Genomic DNA, 22,352 nt, shown 5'->3' with positions numbered 1-22,352 from the left:
GGAAATTGGGGATAAGGTTGTCACAGCGCCTCTCTTTGATGACAATAAAGGCGATGAATACGTCTAGATTTAAACATAAGAAATATTGAGGTGGGCGTCTTTTTTTCAACCGGTAGTGTTGAAATTTTGTTAAGCCGTGGATCGGCTATTGCGTTTCCTGACGGGGTGGAAACAAGGACATTTGGGAGAAAACGTGCCACAAATTCGCCAGTTATGTTGGGCCAGTCTGTTCCTGGTCAGTGGTGTTGCCGGTGCGGCAAACATACGTTTACAGGTAGATGGACTTTCTGGGGAGCTGCTCAAAAACGTGCGCGCGCAGCTGTCGACGATTGAAAGCGACGAGGTGACTCCGGATCGCCGTTTCCGTGCGCGTGTGGATGACTCCATCCGTGCGGGGCTTAAAGCACTGGGCTATTACGAACCGCAGATTGATTTCGAACTGAAACCGGCACCGGCCAAAGGCCGTCAGGTTCTGCTGGCGCACGTCAAACCGGGTGAACCGGTACGCATTGGTGGCACCGACGTGATTTTGCGCGGCGGCGCACGTGACGACAGAGATTATCTGGATTTACTGAAAAAACGCCCGGCAATAGGGACGATTCTGGACCACGCTGATTACGACGGCTTCAAAAAATCGCTCACCGGCGTTTCGCTGCGTAAAGGTTACTTCGACAGCGAATTCAAAAAGAGCCAGCTCGGCGTGTCGCTCGAACGCCATCAGGCATTTTGGGATATCGATTATGACAGCGGCCAACGCTATCGCTTCGGCGCCGTCACGTTCCAGGGTTCGCAGATCCAGGACCGTTATCTGCAAAATCTGGTGCCGTTCAAAGAGGGGGATTACTACACCTCCGATGATTTGGCGGAGCTGAACCGCCGACTTTCCGCGACTGGCTGGTTTAACTCGGTGGTCGTGGCACCTGAATTTGATAAAGCGCGAAAAACCAAAGTGCTGCCGTTGAGCGGCGTGGTGTCTCCGCGTACCAAAAACACCATTGAAACCGGTGTCGGCTACTCCACCGACGTGGGGCCGCGCGTCAAAGCGTCGTGGAACAAGCCGTGGATGAACTCCTACGGCCACAGCCTGACCACCGATCTGAGCCTGTCTGCGCCCGAGCAGCAGCTTGATTTCTCCTACAAAATTCCGCTGTTGAAGAACCCGCTGGAGCAGTATTACCTGCTGCAGGGCGGCTTCAAACGCACCGATTTGAACGATACCGAATCCGACTCGACGACGCTCGGCGTGTCGCGTTACTGGGACCTCTCCAGCGGCTGGCAGCGCGCCATCAACCTGCGCTGGAGCCTCGACCACTTTACGCAGGCCAACGTCACCAACACCACCATGCTGCTTTATCCGGGGGTGATGATCAGCCGTACCCGTTCACGCGGCGGCCTGATGCCCACCTGGGGCGATTCGCAGCGCTACTCGGTGGATGTCTCAAACGGTGCGTGGGGTTCTGACGTCGATTTCGTCGTTGCTCAGGCGCAAAACACCTGGATCCGCACAATTTACGATCGCCATCGCTTCGTGGTGCGCGGCAACATCGGCTGGATTGAAACCGGCGACTTCGACCGGGTGCCGCCAGACCTGCGCTTCTTCGCCGGGGGCGACCGCAGTATTCGCGGCTATAAATACGAATCCATCTCGCCGAAAAATGCCGACGGCAAACTCACTGGCGCCTCGCGTCTGGCCACCGGTTCACTGGAATATCAGTACAACGTGACCGGTAAATGGTGGGGCGCGGTGTTCGTCGACAGCGGCGAAGCGGTGAACGATTTCCGCGACAGTGATTTCAAAACCGGTGCCGGCGTCGGCGTGCGCTGGCAGTCACCCGTCGGCCCGGTCAAACTCGATATTGCCGCTCCGGTGGGCGATAAAGAAGAGCACGGTTTACAGTTCTACATCGGTCTGGGGCCAGAATTATGAGTTTATGGAAGAAGATTAGCCTCGGCGTCCTGGTGTTTATCATCCTGCTGCTGGGGACGGTGGCGTTCCTGGTGGGCACCACAACCGGTCTGCATCTGGTCTTTAAAGCGGCTGACCGCTGGGTGCCGGGCCTGTCTATCGGCCAGGTGGTTGGCGGCTGGAAAGATTTGACCGTTAAAAACCTGCGCTACCAGCAGCCGGGCGTGGCGGTCGATGCGGGACAATTCCATCTGGCGGTGAATACCTCCTGCCTGTGGAACAGCAGCCTGTGCGTGAATGACCTTTCGCTTGCCAACGTGAATGTGGCTATCGACAGCAAAAAGATGCCACCGTCCGCGCCTGCGGTGGAAGAGGACAGCGGGCCGCTGAACCTCTCGACGCCGTATCCGATCACGCTCAGCCGGGTCGCGCTGAATAACATCAATATCAAAATCGACGACACTACGGTGTCGGTGATGGATTTCACTTCTGGCCTGAACTGGCAGGAGAAAAACCTGACCCTCACCCCAACGTCATTGCGGGGTCTGCTGATTGCGCTGCCGAAAGTGGCGAAAGTGGCGCAGGAACAGGTGATTGAGCCGAAAATCGACAAGCCGAAGCCGGATGAAAAACCGCTCGGCGAAACAATGAAAGATCTGTTCTCGAAGCCTGTTCTGCCTGAAATGACCGACGTGCATCTGCCGCTAAACCTGAACATTCAGGAATTCCGCGGCGAGCAGCTGCGCCTGACCGGCGACACCGATTTAACGGTCTACACACTGCTGCTGAAAGTCAGCAGCATCGACGGCAACATGAAGCTCGACGCGCTGGACGTGGATTCGAGCCAGGGCACGGTCAACGCCACCGGTACGGCGAAATTGCAGGATGACTGGCCGGTAGATCTGACCCTCAACAGCACCCTGAATATCGACCCGGTGAAGGGCGAGAAAATCAAAATGAAGATTGGCGGCGACGTGCGCAAGCAACTCGACGTCGGGATCAATCTTTCCGGCCCGGTGGACGTGGGCATTCGCGCCCAGGCGCAGCTGGCCGAAGCCGGGCTGCCGCTGAATCTCGAAGTGCTCAGCAAACAGCTTTACTGGCCGTTTACCGGTGAAAAGCAGTATCAGGCCGACAACGTAAAACTGAAGCTTAGCGGCAAGATGACCGACTATACGCTGTCGTTCGCGACCGCGGTAAAAGGGCAGGGTTTACCGCCCGCCACGATTACCCTGGACGCGAAGGGCAATGAGCAGCAGGTCAATCTCGATAAGCTGACCATCGCGGCGCTGGAAGGGAAAACCGAGCTGAAAGCGCTGCTCGACTGGCAGCAGGCGATCAGCTGGCGCGGCGAGCTGAAGCTTGACGGCATCAACACCGCCAAAGAAGTGCCAGACTGGCCGGCGAAACTGAACGGTCTGATCAAAACCAGCGGCAGCCTGTACGGCGGCAGCTGGCAGGTCGATGTGCCGGAACTGAAACTCACCGGTAACGTGAAGCAGAACAAGGTCAACGTCGACGGGAAACTGTCCGGTAACAGCTACCTGCAATGGAAAATTCCCGGCCTGCACCTCGAACTGGGGCGCAACAGCGCTGACGTGAAGGGCGAACTGGGCGTGAAAGCGCTCAACCTCGACGCCACCATCGACGCGCCGGGGCTGGATAACGCACTGCCGGGCCTCGGCGGCACGGCGAAAGGGCTGCTGAAAGTGCGCGGCACCGTGGATGCGCCGCAGCTGTTGGCGGACGTCACCGCCCGCAACCTGCGCTGGCAGGCGCTTTCTATCGCCCAGGCCACCATTAAAGGCGATGTAAAATCGACGGACCAAATTGGCGGCAATCTCGACGTGCGCGTGAATGGCATCGCGCAGCCGGGCGTGAACATCAGCCAGGTGTTGCTCACCGCCAAAGGCGATGAAAAGCAGCACAAGCTAGAGCTGAAAATGCAGGGCGATCCGGTTTCCGGTCAGCTTGAACTGGCGGGCAGTTTCGACAGGAAGGAGCAACGCTGGAAAGGCACGCTGAGCAATACGCGCTTCCAGACGCCGGTCGGCCCGGTGTCGCTCTCGCGGGCGATTGCGCTCGATTATCGCAATCAGGAACAGAAAATCAGTATCGGGCCACACTGCTGGACTAACCCGAATGCCGAACTGTGCGTGCCGCAAACCATTGATGCCGGTGCTGCCGGACACGCGGTGGTGAATCTCAACCGCTTCGACCTGGCAATGCTTAAACCATTTATGCCAGACGCGACGCAGGCCAGCGGTGTGTTCACGGGTAAGGCCGACGTCAGTTGGGACACCACCAAAGAAGGGCTGCCGCAGGGCAAAGTGAGCCTGTCCGGACGCAATGTGAAGGTTACCCAGACGGTGAACGACGCGGCGCTGCCGGTGGCATTCGATACGCTCGACCTGACTGCCGATTTGCATAACAACCGCGCGCAGCTGGGCTGGACGATTCGTCTGACCAACAACGGCCAGCTCGATGGCCAGATAGACGTCACCGACCCGCAAGGGCGACGCAATCTTGGCGGTAACGTTAATATCCGCAACTTCTCGCTGGCGATGATTAACCCTGTCTTCGCGCGCGGTGAAAAAGCCGCGGGTACCCTGAACGCGAATCTGCGTCTGGGCGGCAACGTGCAAAGCCCGCAGCTGTTCGGCCAATTGCAGCTCACTGGCCTCGATATCGACGGCAACTTTATGCCATTCGACATGCAGGCGAGCCGGGTCGCGATGAACTTCAACGGCACGCGCTCGACGCTGGACGGCGTGATTGATACGAAACAAGGGCAGATTAGCCTCAGCGGTAACGCCGACTGGACGCAAATCGACAACTGGCGGGCGCAGGTGGCGGCGAAAGGTAGTCGGGTGCGCATTACCGTGCCACCGATGGTGCGCCTCGATGTCTCGCCGGACGTGGTCTTTACCGCCACGCCAAGCCTGTTCACGCTTGACGGTAACGTAGACGTGCCGTGGGCGCGCATCGTGGTTCACGACGTGCCGGAAAGCGCCGTGGGCGTGTCCAGCGACGAAGTGATGCTCGATAAAGATCTCAAACCGGTGAATCCGAAGTCTGCGGGTATTCCTATCAACAGCAACCTGACGATTCACGTCGGCAATAACGTGCGTCTGGATGCGTTTGGTCTGAAGGCGCGTCTGACTGGCGACCTGAAAGTGGCGCAGGACAGCCATGGCCTGGGCCTCAACGGGCAAATCAACATTCCTGAAGGCCGTTTCCACGCCTACGGGCAGGACCTGATCGTGCGTAAAGGGATCCTGTTGTTCTCAGGTCCACCGGATCAGCCTATGCTGAATATTGAAGCCATTCGTAACCCGGAAGCCACCGAAGACAACGTGACCGCCGGGGTGCGCGTGACCGGAATGGCGGACCAGCCGAAGGCCGAAATCTTCTCTGACCCGGCGATGTCGCAGCAGGCCGCGCTCTCGTATCTGTTACGCGGACAGGGGCTCGACAGCGAACAGGGCGACGGTGCCGCAATGACCTCCGCACTGGTTGGCCTGGGGGTTGCACAAAGTGGGCAGATTGTGGGTAAAATCGGCGAGACGTTTGGCGTCAGCAATCTGGCGCTGGATACCGCAGGAGTGGGTGATTCCTCTCAGGTGGTGGTCAGCGGCTATATCGCGCCAGGTCTGCAGGTAAAATATGGAGTGGGAATTTTTGACTCTCTGGCAACACTCACGTTACGCTATCGCCTGATGCCCAAGCTTTATCTGGAAGCGGTGTCTGGCATAGACCAGGCACTTGATCTGCTCTATCAGTTTGAGTTTTAGCAATGCGAATATTTGTATATGGCAGTTTGCGGCGCAAACAAGGCAACAGTCACTGGATGACCAACGCCCAGTGGCTGGGCGATCACAGCGTCGATAACTATCAACTCTACAGCCTGGGCCACTATCCAGGCGCCGTGCCAGGGGATGGCACTGTAGCAGGTGAAGTGTATCGTATCGACGCCTCGACGCTGGCCGAACTTGACGCGCTGCGTACCAAGGGCGGCGAGTACGCGCGCCGTTTAATCCAGACACCATACGGTAGTGCGTGGATGTACGTCTATCAGCGTCCGGTGGACGGATTCACGCGAATCGAAACCGGTAACTGGCTGGATAAAGATAAGTTCTGAAAGACTAAATGAGTAACGCCACCTTCGGGTGGCGTTATTTTTTTGCGCGTCACTTTGAAGAAATTCCTGCAACACCTTCTGCTTTTTCTTTTCCTTCCGTACCCGTGCGCATTCCTTGTTAAATTCCGAAAATCACGCTGGTAGCCACTCCGTTAAGGACGTAAAACATGACATGACGTTTCCCCCGGTTATACTTTGTCTAACTAAGGAGGAGCGATGCGCATCGTCATTAAAAAATGGGGAAACAGTACCGGTATGGTCATTCCTGGTGTTGTCGTGAAAGAGCTTGGCCTGAGTGCAGGTCAAAGCATGGAGGCGGAAGTGATAAATAATCAGCTGATTTTGACGCCCGTGGCGCGCAAGCGCTACACGCTTGAGCAGTTGCTGGCCGAGTGTGATCTGGATGCGCCTAAGATTTCAGAAGAAGAGGTCTGGGGAAAAGATAACCCATTGGGCAATGAGGTATGGTGAAGCGGCCCGGTTTTGAACGTGGAGATATCGTTCTGGTGAGTTTCTCTCCCGCGAGTGGTCGTGAACAGCAGGGAGTGAGTCGACCTGCAATTATCCTTTCTACCGCCGCATTTAATCGAACAGGCACTGCTCTGGTGGCGCCCATTACGCAGGGCGGAAGCTTTGCGCGTGAGGCAGGGTTTAGCGTGTCGTTAAGCGGATGCGGAACAGAAACGAGCGGCGTCGTGCTGGTTAATCAGGTGCGGATGGTCGATCTGGAGGTGCGGGGCGCGCGCAAAATTGAAACCGCGCCGGCAGACATCGTTGAAGAGGCTCTGGCCAGACTGATAGCTATCGTGGAATAAACATTGAATGAAAAACACCGCCCGTAGGCGGTGTGAGACTGCGGACAAACCCCTAAGCGCTTTTTTGCCCGATGACGCTGACGCTTATCGGGCCTACAAATTAAGGCTCTGGATTGGACCGTAGGCCCGGCAAGCGTAGCGCCGCCGGGCGGTAAGAATTACTTCTTAGCGCGTTCGAAGGAAGCGATGATTTCTGCTTTAGCAGCTTCAGCGTTATCCCAGCCTTCAACTTTAACCCATTTGCCTTTCTCGAGCGCTTTGTACTGCTCGAAGAAGTGGGAGATCTGCGCTTTCAGCAGTTCTGGCAGGTCGTTCACATCTTTGATGTGATCGTATTCTTTGCTCAGTTTGGTGTGCGGTACCGCAACCAGTTTCGCATCTTCACCGGCTTCGTCGGTCATTTTCAGCACGCCGACTGGACGGCAACGGATCACAGAACCCGGCTGCAGTGGGTATGGCGTTGGGACCAGTACGTCAACCGGGTCACCGTCCAGAGACAGGGTGTGGTTGATGTAACCGTAGTTGCACGGATAGAACATCGCGGTAGACATGAAACGGTCAACGAACAGCGCGCCGGTGTCTTTATCAATTTCATATTTGATAGGGTCAGCGTTCGCTGGAATTTCGATAACAACGTAGATGTCTTCTGGCAAGTCTTTGCCTACAGGGACGTTGAGTAAGCTCATGTCTTTTTCCTTTAATCTGGTGTCATTCAAGTGCCCGGTATTATAGCCAACTCACGTTAAATGTCTCCGCTTCTTTTCAGCCGCAGAAGGCCTTCAGCCCGTTTTTCAGAGCCTTTAACCAGGCGATAAATCCATAAACCCAGCCACTTGATGAATAAGTTTGTGGAAGCGCTTACAAATCCCCCTTTCTCTTTTTGGAAGTGTGAAGTAACGCATCACGTTACCTTTCCCATTGTCTATAGTTTTTCGGCAGATGACGCTTTTAACAACAATAACCCGAAGAGGATACCCTTTATGTGGAAGCGCTTACTTCTTGTCTCGACTGTTTCTGCAGCCATGTCGTCTATGGCGATGGCTGCCCCTTTAACCGTAGGATTTTCGCAGGTCGGCTCTGAATCCGGCTGGCGTGCTGCTGAAACCAGCGTGGCGAAAAGTGAGGCTGAAAAACGCGGCATCACGCTGAAAATTGCTGATGGTCAGCAAAAACAAGAGAACCAAATCAAGGCAGTACGTTCATTTATCGCCCAGGGCGTGGATGCGATTTTCATCGCGCCAGTGGTGGCAACGGGCTGGGAGCCGGTGCTGAAAGAAGCGAAACAGGCCAAAATCCCGGTATTCCTGCTCGACCGTTCTGTTGATGTAAAAGACAAATCGCTCTACATGACCACCGTGACGGCCGACAACGTGCTGGAAGGCAAACTGATTGGCGACTGGCTGGTGAAAACCGAAGCCGGTAAGCCGTGTAACGTCGTAGAACTGCAAGGTACGGTCGGGGCGAGCGTGGCTATCGATCGTAAGAAAGGCTTTGCAGAAGCCGTAGCGAAAGCGCCAAACATCAAAATCATTCGTTCTCAGTCCGGCGACTTTACCCGCAGCAAAGGTAAAGAAGTCATGGAAAGCTTCATCAAAGCAGAGAACAACGGCAAAAACATCTGCATGGTTTACGCCCATAACGATGACATGGCGATCGGTGCCATTCAGGCCATCAAAGAAGCGGGCCTGAAACCGGGCAAAGATATCCTGACCGGTTCTATCGACGGCGTGCCGGATATTTATAAAGCGATGCTGGCCGACGAAGCCAATGCCAACGTAGAGCTGACGCCAAACATGGCTGGCCCGGCGTTTGATGCACTCGAGAAGTTCAAGAAAGACGGCACCATGCCGCCGAAATTGACGCTGACCCACTCGCAGCTTTACCTGAAAGATAGCGCTCAAGCGCAACTGGATAAGAAAAAAGACATGGGCTATTGAGTTGTATTACCCCTCACCGTCGCTGCTCAGCGCAGTTTGTTGTTCTCCCTCTCCCTCGGGGAGAGGGCAGGGGTGAGGGTGCAGTCGACACCGTAGTTCGTTTTCCTTCGCCCCAACCCTTTCCCCTGAGGGGATATGAAGCCGGTTAATACCGCGCGCTTCCTCTCCTTTTTCGGGAGCGGGTTGGGGTGAAGGGTATTTTCAGGGGGCTGATAATGACTGACGTAACCCACAATCAGGATATTTTGCGCACGGAAGGCTTGAGCAAATTTTTCCCCGGCGTGAAAGCGCTGGATAACGTGGATTTCAGCCTGCGTCGCGGCGAAATCATGGCCCTTCTCGGCGAAAACGGTGCCGGAAAGTCGACCCTCATTAAAGCGCTGACTGGTGTTTATCACGCCGATCGCGGCACCATCTGGCTGGAAGGCGACACTATCTCGCCGAAAAACACCGCCCACGCCCAACAACTGGGCATCGGTACGGTCTATCAGGAAGTGAACCTGCTGCCCAACATGTCGGTGGCGGACAACCTGTTTATCGGCCGCGAACCACGCCGGTTCGGCCTTATCCAACGCAAAGAGATGGAAAAAAACGCCACCGCACTGATGGCATCTTACGGCTTTTCCCTCGACGTGCGCGAACCGCTGAACCGTTTTTCAGTGGCGATGCAGCAAATTGTCGCGATTTGCCGCGCCATCGATCTCTCGGCCAAAGTGCTGATCCTCGATGAACCGACCGCCAGCCTGGATACTCAGGAAGTGGAAATGCTGTTTACCCTGATGCGCCAGCTGCGCGATCAGGGCGTCAGCCTGATTTTCGTCACCCATTTTCTCGATCAGGTTTACCAGGTCAGCGACCGCATCACGGTGCTGCGCAACGGCAGTTTTGTCGGCTGTAAAGAAACCAAAGAATTGCCACAAATTGAGCTGGTCAAAATGATGCTTGGCCGTGAGCTGGACAACAACGCCCTGCAACGCGCGGGCCGCACGCTGCTGAGTGACAGACCGGTGGCGGCGTTTAAAGGCTACGGCAAAAAAGGCGTCATTGAACCGTTCGATTTGCAGGTTCGCCCCGGCGAAATTGTCGGCCTGGCGGGGCTGCTCGGCTCCGGGCGCACCGAAACCGCAGAAGTCATATTCGGCATCAAACCGTCCGACAGCGGCAGCGCGGAAATCAAAGGCAAGCCGCAAACGCTGCGGTCCCCGCATCAGGCCTCATGTCTGGGGATCGGTTTTTGCCCTGAAGACCGCAAAACTGACGGTATCATCGCCGCCGCGTCGGTGCGCGAAAACATCATTCTGGCGCTCCAGGCGCAGCGCGGCTGGCTGCGGCCGATACCGCGTCGTGAACAAAACGAGATTGCCGAACGCTTTATCCGCCAGTTGGGGATCCGCACGCCCAGTGCGGAGCAGCCGATCGAATTTCTCTCCGGTGGCAACCAGCAAAAAGTCCTGCTGTCACGCTGGCTGCTGACGCGTCCACAGTTCCTGATCCTCGATGAACCCACGCGCGGGATCGACGTCGGCGCGCACGCGGAGATCATTCGTCTGATCGAAACGCTGTGTGCCGATGGCCTTGCGCTACTGGTGATTTCGTCGGAGCTGGAAGAACTGGTGGGCTACGCGGATCGGGTCATTATTTTGCGCGATCGCAAACAGGTGGCAGAGATCCCGCTGGATGCGCTGTCGGTTCCGGCGATCATGAATGCAATTGCGGCATAAGGAGTACGACGTGATGCCACAATCTATCCCTCAAACTGAACGGCCAAAACGCCGTTTCCGTTGGCCCACGGGCATGCCGCAAATCGCGGCGTTGATCCTGGTATTGGTGGTCGACAGCATTGTTTCGCCACATTTTTTCCAGGTGGTATTGCAGGACGGCCGCCTGTTTGGCAGCCCGATAGACATACTTAACCGCGCGGCGCCGGTGGCGCTGCTGGCGATCGGCATGACGCTGGTGATTGCCACCGGTGGGATCGATTTGTCGGTCGGTGCGATAATGGCGATTGCGGGCGCCACGGCGGCGTCGATGGAAGTCGCCGGGCACAGCCTGCCGATGGTGCTGCTGGCGGCGCTGGCGACCGGCGTACTGGCCGGGCTGTGGAATGGCGTTCTGGTGGCCATCCTCAAGATCCAGCCGTTTGTCGCAACGCTGATTTTAATGGTGGCCGGGCGCGGCGTGGCGCAGCTGATCACCGCCGGGCAAATCGTGACTTTTGATTCGGATTCCCTCGCCTGGTTTGGTAGCGGCAAACTGTTGTTGTTCCCGACGCCGGTGCTTATCGCGCTGATGACGCTGGTGATTTTCTGGCTGTTCACCCGCAAAACGGCGCTGGGGATGTTTATCGAAGCGGTAGGGATTAACATTCGCGCGGCGAAAAACGCCGGGGTGAATACCCGTATCGTGGTGATGCTGACCTACGTCTTGAGCGGCGTGTGCGCCGCCATTGCCGGGGTGATTGTCGCGGCGGATATTCGCGGGGCGGATGCCAACAACGCCGGACTGTGGCTGGAACTGGACGCCATTCTGGCGGTGGTAATCGGCGGCGGTTCGCTGATGGGCGGGCGTTTCAACCTGCTGTTGTCGGTGATTGGCGCGCTGATTATCCAGGGCATGAATACCGGGATTTTGCTGTCGGGCTTCCAGCCGGAGCTCAATCAGGTGGTGAAAGCGGTGGTGGTGCTGTGCGTGCTGGTGGTCCAGTCGCCGCGCTTTATCAGCTTACTAAAAGGAATGCGCGGCCATGATAAAACGTAATTTGCCGCTGATGATCACCCTCGGGGTGTTTATCCTCGGCTATCTCTATTGTCTGACCCAGTTCCCGGGCTTTGCCTCAACCCGCGTGATTTGCAACATCCTCACCGATAACGCATTTCTCGGGATCATCGCCGTTGGCATGACTTTTGTGATCCTCTCCGGCGGGATCGATCTGTCGGTTGGCTCAGTGATCGCCTTTACCGGCGTGTTTCTCGCCAAGGCTATCGGCTTCTGGGGATTATCACCGCTGGTGGCGTTCCCGCTGGTGCTGCTGATGGGCTGCGCGTTCGGTGCGTTTATGGGTCTGTTGATTGATGCCCTGAAAATCCCGGCGTTTATCATCACCCTGGCCGGCATGTTTTTCCTGCGTGGCGTCAGCTACCTCGTGTCTGAAGAGTCGATCCCGATTAACCACCCAATATACGATTCACTGTCGGATATGGCGTGGATGATCCCCGGCGGTGGACGCCTGAGCGCCATGGGCTTGCTGATGCTGCTGGTGGTGGTGGCGGGAATGTTTGTCGCCCACCGTACGCGTTTCGGTAATCAGGTTTACGCCATCGGCGGCAGCGCGGTTTCGGCCAACCTGATGGGCATTTCCACCCGCAGTACCACGATCCGCATTTACATGCTGTCGACGGGCCTGGCGACGCTGGCTGGGATCGTCTTCTCCGTCTACACCCAGGCCGGTTACGCGCTGGCGGGAATGGGCGTGGAGCTGGATGCGATTGCCTCGGTGGTGATTGGCGGCACGCTGCTTAGCGGCGGCGTGGGCACGGTGCTCGGCACGCTGTTTGGTGTTGGCATTCAGGGGCTGATTCAGACCTACATCAACTTCGACGGCACGCTCAGTTCGTGGTGGACCAAAATCGCCATCGGCATTTTGCTGTTCATCTTTATCGCCCTGCAACGCGGCCTGACTGTGCTGTGGGAAAGCCGCCAAAGCTCGACGGTGACCCGCGTCCCGGTGGCGATAACCAAGCAATAACGTCCTGAATTTACTGATAAGCCTAAAGTCATTCCGGTAGCAGCCGATACTGTCTGTTTACGCCCAAAAGTCTCTTTGCTACCGGGAATGACATCATGCTGAAAAAGCTTTCAATCCGTACCGGCCTGCTTTCTTTACTGGCCGTGATGACCCTTCTGCTGCTGCTGGTCAGCGGCATTGGTATTTACGCTCTCACCCAAAGTTCGTCTGCTCTCACGCGCATTAATCACCTACAGGGTGAGCAACTCGTCCAGCTCAACAAAGGCTATACGCTTATCCTGCGCGCGCGAAACGAAGCGGGCCAGGCCGTGCGATTGATGGAAATCGGGATGCTCGACGATGCGGCAAAATCGGTACAGAACATCAACCGCGAAGTGACGATGGCGCAGAAAACGCTGGCCGACGTGATCGCCTCGAAGCTTGACGATAAGCAGGGCGCGCAGCTACTGGCGCAGGTGGCGAAAAGCTACGCGGCGTATAACCAGCAGGGCATCGCGCCGATGCTGGCGGCGCTGAATCAGCAGAGTGCAGACAGTTATTACGACCTGCTGGAAAATCATCTGATCCCGGTTTCCCGCCAGTTTGATAACGACATGCAGGCGTTTCAGACGTGGGTGGAAAGCCGCGGGCAGGCCGAAGTGAACGTGGTCCAAAAGAGCAAAAACCGGGTGATGACGTTGATGGTTATCGCCATTCTGCTGACTGCCGGCGTGATTGTGCTGGCCTGGCTGGCGCTGCGCAACATGCTGCTCAAGCCGCTGAACACGGCGATTATGCAGCTCGAGCAGGTGGCGGCGGGCAATCTGACCCACAGTGACAATGCGCCGGTCAGCCGGGAGATCAACCGTCTGAACGCGGCGATCGGTGAAATGCGTGAATCGCTGATGGGCTCGGTGCTGCGGGTGCGTGATGCCAGTTCGCAGATTGATATCGGTAGCCGCGAGCTGACTGCGGGCAACAATAATCTGGCGCAGCGCACCGAATCCACGGCGACTTCGCTGGAGCAAACGGCGGCGAGTATGGAGCAGATCACCGCCATGGTGAAACAGAACGCTGACAACGCCGAGCAGGCGCACCAGCTGGCGAAAACGGTGTCGGATACCGCCGATCGCGGCAGCGAAATGGTGTGTTATGTCATTGAGAAAATGCGCGATATTTCCGGCAGCTCCAGTCGCATCGGCGACATCCTCAGCGTGATTGACGGGATTGCCTTCCAGACCAATATTCTGGCGTTGAATGCCTCTGTCGAAGCGGCACGCGCCGGTGAGCAGGGGCGTGGTTTTGCAGTAGTGGCAGGCGAAGTGCGTAATCTGGCGAGCCGCAGCGCCGACGCGGCGAAAGAAATTCGCACTCTGATCAGCGATTCACAAACGCACGTCAGCGAAGGCAGCGAACTGGCGCAGCAGGCCGGTGAAACGATGGACGAAATCGCGTCTGAAGTGATGCGGATGACCAAACTGATGCGCGAGATTGCCAGCGCGTCTCAGGAGCAGAGCCGTGGCATTGAGCAGGTGAATATTGCGGTGATTCAAATGGATGAAACGGCGCAGCAGAATGCGGCGCTGGTTCAGCAGTCTTCCGCCGCAACGCGCTCGCTGGAAGAGCAGTCGCGTGAACTGATGGAAGCCATGGCGTCGTTCAGGTTGCAGAATCAGGCGGCGTAGCCATCGTCTGATGCCCTCTCCCTAACCCTCTCCTACAGGGAGAGGGAACCGATCGGTATTATGTTTTCAGTCTTTCCCTGAGGGAGAGGAAACAGATCAGTTTTTTGTTTTCTCCCTCTCCCTCGGGGAGAGGGGAAACGCAAACCGATTACGCCTCCGGGTATTCCCGGATTAAACGTTCCACGTCATCCACCATATGCTCGTTGCCGACGAAGAACGGACGGCGCTGGTGCAGCGTTTCCGGAATGATATCCAGAATGCGGTCTTTACCGTCGCTGGCTTTACCGCCCGCCTGTTCGGCAAGGAAGGCCATCGGGTTACATTCGTACAGCAAGCGCAGTTTCCCTTCTGGGTGGCTGGCGGTGCTTGGGTACAAATAAATCCCACCCTTCAGCAGGTTACGGTGGAAATCTGCCACCAGAGAGCCGATATAGCGCGACGTGTACGGGCGCTGGGTGTGCTTATCTTCTTCCTGACAGAACTTCAGATACTTCTTCACGCCCATCGGGAATTTGATGTAGTTGCCTTCGTTAATCGAGTAGGTATTGCCCTTTTCCGGGAAGCGCATGCGCTCCTGGCACAGGCAGAACACGCCGAGAGAAGGGTCGTAGGTGAAGGCGTGCACGCCGCAGCCGGTGGTGTACACCAGCATGGTCGAGGAGCCGTAAACCACGTAACCCGCCGCGACCTGTTTGTTGCCGGGTTGCAGGAAATCTTCTTCAGTCACCGGTGTGCCGACAGGCGTCACGCGGCGGTAGATTGAGAAAATGGTGCCGACGGAGACGTTAACGTCGATGTTGGACGAGCCGTCCAGTGGGTCCATCAAGACGACGTATTTGGCGTGCTCGCAGCCGTCGAAAACGACAATTTCGTCTTCTTCTTCGGAGGCAATACCAGCCACGATGTCACGGGCTCTCAGTGCGGCTTTCAGCTTTTCATTGGCGAACAGGTCCAGCTTCTGCTGGGTTTCGCCCTGAATGTTTTCAGCCCCGCTGGCACCCAGGATATCGACCAGACCGGCCTTGTTGATATCGCGGTGGATGATCTTGGCGCCGAGCTTTATTGCCGACAGCAAAGCAGTGAGCTCCCCGGTCGCATGAGAGAACTCGTGCTGCTTTTCGACAATAAATTCACCTAACGTTTTCATAACACTTTCCCTGCATTTGATGTTGAGTAAAGCGGTTAATGTCCAACAATCTTAACAAACATTCAAAATCCCGCGTAATGGTGAATCGCGCCAGCAAATTACGGAATTAACCGAAATGCGTTTCTCAGCCCGCTCACATGAGGGTAAAATACGCGGCTGATGAAAGAGGGATAATGACGAATGCGCATTCATATTTTGGGGATTTGTGGCACTTTTATGGGCGGACTGGCGATGCTGGCACGTTCCTTGGGCCATGAAGTGACCGGTTCGGACGCCAATGTGTATCCACCGATGAGCACGCTGCTGGAAGAGCAGGGTATCTTCCTGATTCAGGGTTATGACGCGAGCCAGCTCGAGCCGCAGCCTGATCTGGTTATCATTGGTAACGCCATGACCCGCGGCAATCCGTGCGTTGAAGCGGTGCTTGAGAAAAACATTCCGTACATGTCTGGCCCGCAGTGGCTGCATGACTTTGTGCTGCGCGACCGCTGGGTCGTGGCGGTGGCCGGTACCCATGGCAAAACCACCACCGCCGGGATGGCGACGTGGATCCTCGAAGCCTGCGGCTACAAACCAGGCTTCGTGATCGGCGGCGTACCGGGCAACTTCGACGTCTCCGCGCGTCTGGGCGACAGCCCGTTCTTCGTCATTGAAGCCGATGAATATGACTGCGCGTTCTTCGACAAGCGTTCCAAGTTCGTGCATTACTGCCCGCGCACGCTGATCCTCAATAACCTTGAGTTCGATCACGCGGATATTTTTGACGATCTGAAAGCGATTCAAAAACAGTTCCACCACCTGGTGCGCATCGTGCCGGGCCAGGGCCGTATTATCGCGCCGGAAAATGACATCAACCTGAAGCAAACGCTGGCAATGGGCTGCTGGAGCGAGCAGGAGCTGGTGGGCGAGCAGGGTCACTGGCAGGCGAAGAAAATCACCACCGATGCCGCCCAGTGGGACGTGTTCCTCGACGGTGAAAAAGTCGGTCAGGTGAAATGGGGCCTGGTGGGCGAGCACAACATGCACAATGGCCTGATGGCGATTGCTGCCGCGCGTCACGTGGGCGTGAAGCCTGCCGATGCGGCAGACGCGCTGGGCTCATTCGTTAACGCCCGTCGTCGCCTGGAGCTGCGCGGCGAAGCCAACGGCGTCACCGTGTATGACGATTTTGCGCATCACCCGACTGCAATCCTCGCGACGCTACAGGCGCTGCGTGGCAAAGTCGGCGGAACGGCGCGTATTCTCGCCGTGCTGGAGCCGCGTTCCAACACCATGAAAATGGGCGTCTGCAAAGACGATCTGGCACCGTCTCTCGGCCGTGCCGATGAAGTGTTCCTGTTGCAGCCGCAGCACATTCCGTGGCAGGTCGCGGAAGTGGCGGAAGCCTGCATTCAGCCTGCGCATTGCAGTGCAGACGTGGATACGCTGGTCGACATGATCGCGAAATCCGTGCAGCCGGGCGACCACATTCTGGTGATGAGCAACGGGGGTTTTGGCGGGATTCATCAGAAACTGTTGGATATGCTGGCTAAGAAAGCCGAGCAGGCAGCGGTAGAGTAACCGACACGCCCGGTGGCGCTTTGCTTACCGGGCCTACGGCATCACGGGCACGAAATGTGCTTTGCTTACCGGGCCTACGGCATCACGGGCACGGAATGTGCTTTGCTTACCGGGCCTACGGCATCACGGGCACGAAATGTGCTTTGCTTACCGGGCCTACGATATCGTAGGCCGGATAAGCGCAGCGCCATCCGGCAATGATTTACTTAGCGTTTTCCGCGAGCTCGCGCAGATACTGGAATATCAGGCGGGAAGATTTCGGCGGCTTATTGCCTTCTTTCTCTTTCTTCGCGTTACGGATAAGCGAACGCAACTGCTGACGGTCGGCATCCGGCCACAGATTCAGCACTTCCGCGACCACATCATCCCCTTCATCGACCAGACGATCGCGCAGCTGTTCAAGTTTGTGGAACAGGGCAACCTGCTGGTTGTGGCGGTTTTTCAGCTTGTCGAGCGCCTGACGGATTGGGTCTACGTCACGCTGACGCAGCATTTTGCCGATCAGCTGCATCTGACGGCGACGGCCTTCCTTCTTGATACGCTGTGCCAGTTCAACGGCGGCACGCAGGTCGTCATCGAGCGGGATTTTGTCCAGCGCGTTTTTACCCAGCTCTACGATTTCGGCCCCGAGATCTTTTAATTCCTCGGCGTCGCGTTTAATTTCACTTTTACTGACCCAGATGATTTCATTATCTTCATCTTCAATCTTGTCATCACCGGGCACGTCGTCGAGCCAGTCATCGGGCTGCTTTGTCATCTCAGGCTCCTAAAAAAAGAGACACATGTTATCAGTTAAGGAGCGCACTGAAAAACGGTTCTCTGTTAGACTTCAATAAACTCCTTTCTACATTATGGCATTAGCGATGAAAGTAATCACACAGGTTGCAGAACAGCGTAAAGCACTGGAAAAAGCCGTCTCCACCGCACTCGAGCTGGCGGCAGGCAAGTCTGATAGTGCAGAGGTCGGAGTCAGTAAATCGACCGGGATCAGCGTCAGCACGCGCTACGGCGAAGTGGAAAACGTCGAATTTAACAGCGACGGCGCCCTGGGGATTACGGTTTACCATCAGAATCGCAAAGGCAGCGCGTCCACCACGGATTTAAGCCCGGACGCCGTCGCGCGTACCGTGCAGGCCGCACTGGATATCGCACGTTATACCTCGCCGGACCCGTACGCGGGCGTGGCGGAAAAAGAGTTACTGGCCTTTGACGCGCCGGATCTCGACCTGTTCCACCCGGCAGAAGTGACGCCGGACGAAGCCATTGAGCTGGCCGCGCGCGCTGAACAAGCGGCGTTGAAGGCAGACAAACGCATCACCAATACCGAAGGCGGCAGCTTCAACAGCCACTACGGCGTGAAAGTGTTCGGCAACAGCCACGGCATGTTACAGAGCTATTGCTCTACCCGACATTCACTCTCGAGCTGCGTTATCGCCGAAGAAAATGGCGACATGGAACGCGACTACGCGTACACCATTGGCCGCGCGATGGGCGACCTGCTCGATCCGGAATCTGTCGGCGAAGACTGTGCGCGACGCACGCTGTCTCGCCTGTCGCCGCGTAAACTGTCGACCATGAAAGCGCCGGTGATTTTTGCCAATGAAGTGGCAACCGGGCTGTTTGGTCATCTGGTCGGCGCGATTGCCGGTGGCGCGGTATACCGCAAATCGACGTTCCTGTTGGACTCACTCGGCCAGCAAATTCTGCCGGAATGGCTGACCATCGAAGAGCACCCACATCTGCTGAAAGGCCTGGCATCGACGCCGTTCGACAGCGAAGGCGTGCGTACCGAACGTCGCGACATCATTAAAGACGGCATCCTGACGCAGTGGCTGCTGACCAACTACTCCGCCCGCAAACTGGGACTGAAAAGCACCGGTCATGCTGGCGGCATTCATAACTGGCGCATTCAGGGTCAGGGTCTGAGCTTTGAAAAGTTGCTTAAAGAGATGGGCACCGGCCTTGTCGTCACCGAATTGATGGGGCAGGGTGTGAGTGGCGTAACGGGCGATTACTCCCGCGGCGCATCCGGCTTCTGGGTTGAAAACGGTGAAATCCAGTATCCAGTGAGTGAAATCACCATCGCCGGAAACCTGAAAGATATGTGGCGTAATATCGTGACCGTGGCCGACGATATCGAAACGCGTAGCAACATTCAGTGCGGTTCCGTCCTGCTGCCGGAAATGAAAATCGCCGGTCAATAATAGTGTTCTCATGTTGGCGCGACCTGCCGCGCCACGCCTGTTAAATAATAAAAAAGGAAGTGAGCAATGCGTAAAAAAGTACTGGCTTTATTGGCCGTCACGGCGCTGATGAGCGCTGCCCCGGCGTTTGCCGACCTGGGCGACGACATGGACACGCTGTCCGAAAACCTGAAAGTCGTGCAGAAAACCGATGATGCCGCGGCGATGAAAGACGCTCTCGGCAAAATGCGTACTGCGGCGCTCGATGCACAGAAGCAAACGCCACCGAAGCTGGAAGACAAAGCAGCAGACAGCGCGGAAATGAAAGATTACCGCCACGGTTTTGATATTCTGATTGGCCAGATTGACAGCGCCACCAAGCTTGCCAACGAAGGCAAAATCAAGGAAGCGCAGGGCGTAGCCCTCGATCTCGCCGGAACACGCAACACCTACCACAAGAAATACCGTTAAGAAGAAGGGTGCCTGAGACAAAAAGCCTCAAGCACCCTCCGTTATTCTCCTTCATCGTCATCGTAAAAGCTTATCGACATCACAGTTTTACGAGAACGCTCGCAAAGCATTGCCACTTCTTTCTGCTCTCTTTTCAGCCGTTTCTCGTGACATTCATCACGCTTATCTAGCATTTAATCCGTATTCATCGAAATTATGTGGGACAGATCACTCCCGCCTCTCCCCTTTCCACTTTGAAGTGGAAAACAACTCGCTACAAACCCAACACCGCCCACGTTAGTTTTAACTCAGACGCAACAAACGGGGTCATAAGAGTGAACAACGGAGCAGTCATTACCGACGTTGGGAGTCAGACAGAAGAGCTTGCGACACGCATGCTGAGCCAGGTTTACAGCCTGCTGAAAGGTCATGGCATCATCCCGAACGCCGTCCAGGAGCAAATGCTGACATCTCATGTCCGTGCGATGGCACACCGGTCAATCACCGGCGAGCCGCTGCCAGAAGTAGAAGCCAGCCTGTTTGAAGAAATTTCACCCGATTCAATGTCGCTTGCCCGTGAAGTGGTAGCGCAGTTCGGCAACCTTCCGGATGAAGAAGCCTGGCTGTTGTCGGTGCACTTCGAAGTGGCGAAAGAAAACCTTTAAGGAGCAAAACATGACACAAATTACCGTAGTGATTGGCGATCGTCTGGGCAAAGGTCAGAAAGTTGCAGCAGGTGTGGAAAAGGCTGGTGGCCGTGCGGTAGTCGTGCCGGGCGTTGCTGCTGATATGAAACTGGGCGACGTGATGAAAGCAGAAAATGCCACCTTCGGCATCTCCTTCTGCGGCAGCGGTGGCGCAGGTGCCATTACCGCGCAGACCAAGCACGGCTACAAAGCAAAATACGGCATGCGTTCAGTGGATGAAGGCGTCACCGCAATCAACGAAGGCGCGAACGTACTGGGCTTCGGCTTTATGGATAAAGAAGAGTTGGGCGAGCGTTTGGTGCTGGCCTGGCAGAAGAAATACGGCGCATAAGATGAAAGAACAATTCACCACCACGGTGAGGGTCAAGGGCAAAGGCGAGGCCAAATCACGCGCCTTTGCCGATGCTCTCAACCAGGTACAGGGTACGGTGATGAAAGCGTCACCGCACATTTTACTGCGCATCGAACCACAGGACGTGGCGGTTGTTCATGCGCAGGAATCGGTCCGGAAAGAGGCATTTTTGTTCATCTTTCTGCGCCGGGAGCGACGCACCTTCAGCGTTGAGCTGGATGTCACCGTCAACGTGACAGCGTTAAATCTCGACAAAGTAGATTTCGTCACGACAACATAACCATTAGAAAAGGACAGACTCATGTTCCTGATTATTCTCTTTAAATCACTCATCATTGGCGGCCTGGTCGGCGTCGGTGTGGGTGCCGGAGCTGCACGCATGTTTCATGCGCCCACCACACAAGGGATGGGCGCTTTTCGTACGTTGGGCGAGCTGAACTCCTGCGAAGGTGACCCGGCTTCCCACTTCTCTTTTGGTCTGGGCTTCTTCTTTAACGCCTGGGCATCCTCAGTGGCGGCGGGGGCCTTCACTCAGGACGTTGACCACCGCATCATCCCGAACTGGGGTGCCGCCGCGCTGATGGTCAAAAACCGCAATGTGGCAGAAACCCTGCACGACCCGAAAAAAATGGCGATCGCTTGTGGTCTGATCGGCATGGTAGTGGTGGCGTTCCTTAACTCCACGGCGTCTGCGGTGCCTGAAGCCTTGCAGGTTACGGCGGTGAAAGTGCTGGTTCCTGCGGCCAACCTGCTGGTGAACATCATCATGCCGGTCATCTTCTGGCTGGCGGCGATTGATGCCGGTAAAAAATCGGGCTTCTGGGCGACGATTTTCGGCGGCGCTGCGCAGCTGATTATGGGTAACGCCGTCCCTGGCCTGGTGCTGGGTATCCTGATTGGTAAAGGCGTTGAAGAGAGCGGCTGGCATCGTGTCACTAAAGTGATGATGGGTGCGATTGTGACCCTGTTCGTGCTGAGTGCCTTCTTCCGTGGTTTCGACATGAAAATGATTGAGTCCTTCCACATGACGGTGCCGAACTGGCTGGATCTGCTGCACAACGCCATGAGCGGGAAATAAGGGGATAACGCATGGAACAGAATAAAGGTTTTTGGTACGCGGACTGGTCATTCCCGATCTTTGTCGGCCTGCTTTCCTCCGGCGTGTTCGCCGGGACACACATGTACTACCTGTATGGCATCGGTGCGTTCAACGAAGTGGCCTTCGTGGCGATGTTGAAATCGGGCATTGATACCGGCGTATACGGCGCGGTGGCCGCGTTTGGTGCGAGCTTCCTGTTTGCCCGAATCATTGAAGGGTCGCTGGTTGGGATCCTGGACATCGGCGGCGCCATCCAGACCGGCGTTGGCCTTGGCGTTCCGGCGCTGCTGTTAGGCGCAGGCATCGTCTTCCCGGTAGCTAACTTCGCCGCGTCACTGGCGACGGGCCTGATTATCGGTGTGGCGATTGGCTACCTGATTGTCCTGGCGCGTAAGTTCACCATCAATCAGAGCGACTCCACCTACGGGGCCGACGTGATGATGGGCGCGGGTAACGCCTCTGGCCGCTTCCTCGGTCCATTGATTATCCTCAGCGCGATGACCGCCTCCATTCCCATCGGGATTGGCTCTCTGGTCGGCGCGTTACTGTTCTACATCTGGCAGAAGCCGATTACCGGTGGCGCTATCCTCGGGGCGATGATCCTCGGTTCCATCTTCCCGGTCGCGATCGGCTAAGTCTGCAAGGA

General features: G+C 56.4%; 21 protein-coding genes. 18 read left to right on the top strand and 3 right to left on the bottom strand.

Translation table 11 applies throughout. The features are described 5' to 3' along the window. Positions 1–193: 193 nt before the first annotated feature. The 5 genes from tamA (at position 194) to A8O29_RS20210 (ending at position 6,862) form a co-directional block, all read left to right on the top strand. Complete coding sequence (tamA, locus tag A8O29_RS20230) at positions 194–1,927, top strand: autotransporter assembly complex protein TamA (protein ID WP_125354052.1); 1,734 nt, start codon at positions 194–196, stop codon at positions 1,925–1,927. Next, positions 1,924–5,700 carry an autotransporter assembly complex protein TamB gene (gene tamB, locus A8O29_RS20225; RefSeq protein ID WP_125354051.1) on the top strand — a complete coding sequence of 1,259 codons (3,777 nt, stop codon included), beginning with the start codon at positions 1,924–1,926 and terminating at the stop codon, positions 5,698–5,700. The genes tamA and tamB overlap by 4 nt, the downstream gene beginning before the upstream one ends. A gap of 2 nt (positions 5,701–5,702) precedes the next feature. Then, entirely contained in the window at positions 5,703–6,047 is a 345-nt protein-coding gene (locus A8O29_RS20220; RefSeq protein ID WP_110510889.1) for a gamma-glutamylcyclotransferase family protein, read from the top strand. 216 nt (positions 6,048–6,263) lie between these two features. Then, the gene (locus tag A8O29_RS20215) at positions 6,264–6,518 is read left to right on the top strand and encodes an AbrB/MazE/SpoVT family DNA-binding domain-containing protein (RefSeq protein WP_125354050.1); all 255 of its coding nucleotides are present in this window, start codon (positions 6,264–6,266) and stop codon (positions 6,516–6,518) included. Next, positions 6,512–6,862: a type II toxin-antitoxin system ChpB family toxin gene (locus tag A8O29_RS20210; RefSeq protein WP_125354049.1), complete on the top strand. Its 351-nt coding sequence runs from the start codon at positions 6,512–6,514 to the stop codon at positions 6,860–6,862. The genes A8O29_RS20215 and A8O29_RS20210 overlap by 7 nt, the downstream gene beginning before the upstream one ends. A gap of 158 nt (positions 6,863–7,020) precedes the next feature. Here the strand turns inward: A8O29_RS20210 and ppa are convergent, their stop codons facing one another. Continuing rightward, a complete protein-coding gene (gene ppa, locus A8O29_RS20205) occupies positions 7,021–7,548 on the bottom strand; it encodes an inorganic diphosphatase (RefSeq protein WP_125354048.1) in 528 nt (175 codons plus the stop codon). A gap of 294 nt (positions 7,549–7,842) precedes the next feature. Here ppa and ytfQ point away from each other — a divergent pair, with 294 nt between their 5' ends. The 5 genes from ytfQ (at position 7,843) to A8O29_RS20180 (ending at position 14,208) form a co-directional block, all read left to right on the top strand. Continuing rightward, entirely contained in the window at positions 7,843–8,799 is a 957-nt protein-coding gene (gene ytfQ, locus A8O29_RS20200; RefSeq protein ID WP_125354047.1) for a galactofuranose ABC transporter, galactofuranose-binding protein YtfQ, read from the top strand. 215 nt (positions 8,800–9,014) lie between these two features. Further along, positions 9,015–10,520, top strand: coding sequence for a galactofuranose ABC transporter, ATP-binding protein YtfR (gene ytfR / locus A8O29_RS20195; RefSeq protein ID WP_125354046.1), 1,506 nt, complete (start codon positions 9,015–9,017; stop codon positions 10,518–10,520). A 10-nt stretch (positions 10,521–10,530) separates the two neighbouring features. Further along, the gene (gene ytfT / locus A8O29_RS20190) at positions 10,531–11,556 is read left to right on the top strand and encodes a galactofuranose ABC transporter, ATP-binding protein YtfT (protein ID WP_174081408.1); all 1,026 of its coding nucleotides are present in this window, start codon (positions 10,531–10,533) and stop codon (positions 11,554–11,556) included. Further along, a complete protein-coding gene (yjfF, locus tag A8O29_RS20185) occupies positions 11,543–12,544 on the top strand; it encodes a galactofuranose ABC transporter, permease protein YjfF (protein WP_125354045.1) in 1,002 nt (333 codons plus the stop codon). The genes ytfT and yjfF overlap by 14 nt, the downstream gene beginning before the upstream one ends. 95 nt (positions 12,545–12,639) lie before the next feature. Then, positions 12,640–14,208 carry a methyl-accepting chemotaxis protein gene (locus A8O29_RS20180; protein WP_125354044.1) on the top strand — a complete coding sequence of 523 codons (1,569 nt, stop codon included), beginning with the start codon at positions 12,640–12,642 and terminating at the stop codon, positions 14,206–14,208. A 148-nt stretch (positions 14,209–14,356) separates the two neighbouring features. Here the strand turns inward: A8O29_RS20180 and fbp are convergent, their stop codons facing one another. Beyond that, positions 14,357–15,355 carry a class 1 fructose-bisphosphatase gene (gene fbp / locus A8O29_RS20175; protein WP_125354043.1) on the bottom strand — a complete coding sequence of 333 codons (999 nt, stop codon included), beginning with the start codon at positions 15,353–15,355 and terminating at the stop codon, positions 14,357–14,359. Between the two features lie 180 nt (positions 15,356–15,535). Here fbp and mpl point away from each other — a divergent pair, with 180 nt between their 5' ends. Continuing rightward, positions 15,536–16,915 carry a UDP-N-acetylmuramate:L-alanyl-gamma-D-glutamyl-meso-diaminopimelate ligase gene (gene mpl / locus A8O29_RS20170; protein WP_125354042.1) on the top strand — a complete coding sequence of 460 codons (1,380 nt, stop codon included), beginning with the start codon at positions 15,536–15,538 and terminating at the stop codon, positions 16,913–16,915. A gap of 202 nt (positions 16,916–17,117) precedes the next feature. Here mpl and yjgA read toward each other — a convergent pair whose 3' ends face one another. After that, complete coding sequence (gene yjgA / locus A8O29_RS20165) at positions 17,118–17,672, bottom strand: ribosome biogenesis factor YjgA (protein ID WP_125354640.1); 555 nt, start codon at positions 17,670–17,672, stop codon at positions 17,118–17,120. Positions 17,673–17,766: 94 nt separating this feature from the next. Between yjgA and pmbA the strand changes: the two genes are divergently transcribed. The 7 genes from pmbA (at position 17,767) to A8O29_RS20130 (ending at position 22,341) form a co-directional block, all read left to right on the top strand. Next, positions 17,767–19,119, top strand: a complete 1,353-nt coding sequence (gene pmbA, locus A8O29_RS20160; protein ID WP_110512150.1) for a metalloprotease PmbA — start codon at positions 17,767–17,769, stop codon at positions 19,117–19,119. 66 nt (positions 19,120–19,185) lie between these two features. Beyond that, positions 19,186–19,569, top strand: coding sequence for a cytochrome b562 (cybC, locus tag A8O29_RS20155; RefSeq protein ID WP_110512151.1), 384 nt, complete (start codon positions 19,186–19,188; stop codon positions 19,567–19,569). A 314-nt stretch (positions 19,570–19,883) separates the two neighbouring features. After that, positions 19,884–20,213, top strand: a complete 330-nt coding sequence (locus A8O29_RS20150) for a glycine dehydrogenase (RefSeq protein WP_110512152.1) — start codon at positions 19,884–19,886, stop codon at positions 20,211–20,213. Between the two features lie 10 nt (positions 20,214–20,223). After that, the gene (locus A8O29_RS20145) at positions 20,224–20,586 is read left to right on the top strand and encodes an SFCGS family glycine-rich protein (RefSeq protein ID WP_110512153.1); all 363 of its coding nucleotides are present in this window, start codon (positions 20,224–20,226) and stop codon (positions 20,584–20,586) included. Position 20,587: 1 nt separating this feature from the next. Then, entirely contained in the window at positions 20,588–20,887 is a 300-nt protein-coding gene (locus A8O29_RS20140) for a DUF4312 family protein (RefSeq protein WP_110512154.1), read from the top strand. 21 nt (positions 20,888–20,908) lie between these two features. After that, positions 20,909–21,685: a DUF4311 domain-containing protein gene (locus tag A8O29_RS20135; protein ID WP_110512155.1), complete on the top strand. Its 777-nt coding sequence runs from the start codon at positions 20,909–20,911 to the stop codon at positions 21,683–21,685. An 11-nt stretch (positions 21,686–21,696) separates the two neighbouring features. Next, positions 21,697–22,341 carry a DUF4310 family protein gene (locus A8O29_RS20130; RefSeq protein ID WP_110512156.1) on the top strand — a complete coding sequence of 215 codons (645 nt, stop codon included), beginning with the start codon at positions 21,697–21,699 and terminating at the stop codon, positions 22,339–22,341. Positions 22,342–22,352: the final 11 nt, after the last annotated feature.

Source organism: Scandinavium goeteborgense, from assembly GCF_003935895.2.
Lineage (GTDB): Bacteria > Pseudomonadota > Gammaproteobacteria > Enterobacterales > Enterobacteriaceae > Scandinavium > Scandinavium goeteborgense.
This window is presented reverse-complemented; position numbering and strand designations above follow the sequence as displayed.

Bases quoted from the DNA above. Each gene is read 5' to 3' on its own strand.
- tamB (WP_125354051.1), top strand. From the start codon at position 1,924: ATGAGTTTATGGAAGAAGATTAGCCTCGGCGTCCTGGTGTTTATCATC.
- A8O29_RS20220 (WP_110510889.1), top strand. From the start codon at position 5,703: ATGCGAATATTTGTATATGGCAGTTTGCGGCGCAAACAAGGCAACAGT.
- A8O29_RS20215 (WP_125354050.1), top strand. From the start codon at position 6,264: ATGCGCATCGTCATTAAAAAATGGGGAAACAGTACCGGTATGGTCATT.
- A8O29_RS20210 (WP_125354049.1), top strand. From the start codon at position 6,512: ATGGTGAAGCGGCCCGGTTTTGAACGTGGAGATATCGTTCTGGTGAGT.
- ppa (WP_125354048.1), bottom strand. From the start codon at position 7,548: ATGAGCTTACTCAACGTCCCTGTAGGCAAAGACTTGCCAGAAGACATC.
- ytfQ (WP_125354047.1), top strand. From the start codon at position 7,843: ATGTGGAAGCGCTTACTTCTTGTCTCGACTGTTTCTGCAGCCATGTCG.
- ytfR (WP_125354046.1), top strand. From the start codon at position 9,015: ATGACTGACGTAACCCACAATCAGGATATTTTGCGCACGGAAGGCTTG.
- yjfF (WP_125354045.1), top strand. From the start codon at position 11,543: ATGATAAAACGTAATTTGCCGCTGATGATCACCCTCGGGGTGTTTATC.
- A8O29_RS20180 (WP_125354044.1), top strand. From the start codon at position 12,640: ATGCTGAAAAAGCTTTCAATCCGTACCGGCCTGCTTTCTTTACTGGCC.
- fbp (WP_125354043.1), bottom strand. From the start codon at position 15,355: ATGAAAACGTTAGGTGAATTTATTGTCGAAAAGCAGCACGAGTTCTCT.
- mpl (WP_125354042.1), top strand. From the start codon at position 15,536: ATGCGCATTCATATTTTGGGGATTTGTGGCACTTTTATGGGCGGACTG.
- yjgA (WP_125354640.1), bottom strand. From the start codon at position 17,672: ATGACAAAGCAGCCCGATGACTGGCTCGACGACGTGCCCGGTGATGAC.
- pmbA (WP_110512150.1), top strand. From the start codon at position 17,767: ATGGCATTAGCGATGAAAGTAATCACACAGGTTGCAGAACAGCGTAAA.
- cybC (WP_110512151.1), top strand. From the start codon at position 19,186: ATGCGTAAAAAAGTACTGGCTTTATTGGCCGTCACGGCGCTGATGAGC.
- A8O29_RS20145 (WP_110512153.1), top strand. From the start codon at position 20,224: ATGACACAAATTACCGTAGTGATTGGCGATCGTCTGGGCAAAGGTCAG.
- A8O29_RS20140 (WP_110512154.1), top strand. From the start codon at position 20,588: ATGAAAGAACAATTCACCACCACGGTGAGGGTCAAGGGCAAAGGCGAG.
- A8O29_RS20135 (WP_110512155.1), top strand. From the start codon at position 20,909: ATGTTCCTGATTATTCTCTTTAAATCACTCATCATTGGCGGCCTGGTC.
- A8O29_RS20130 (WP_110512156.1), top strand. From the start codon at position 21,697: ATGGAACAGAATAAAGGTTTTTGGTACGCGGACTGGTCATTCCCGATC.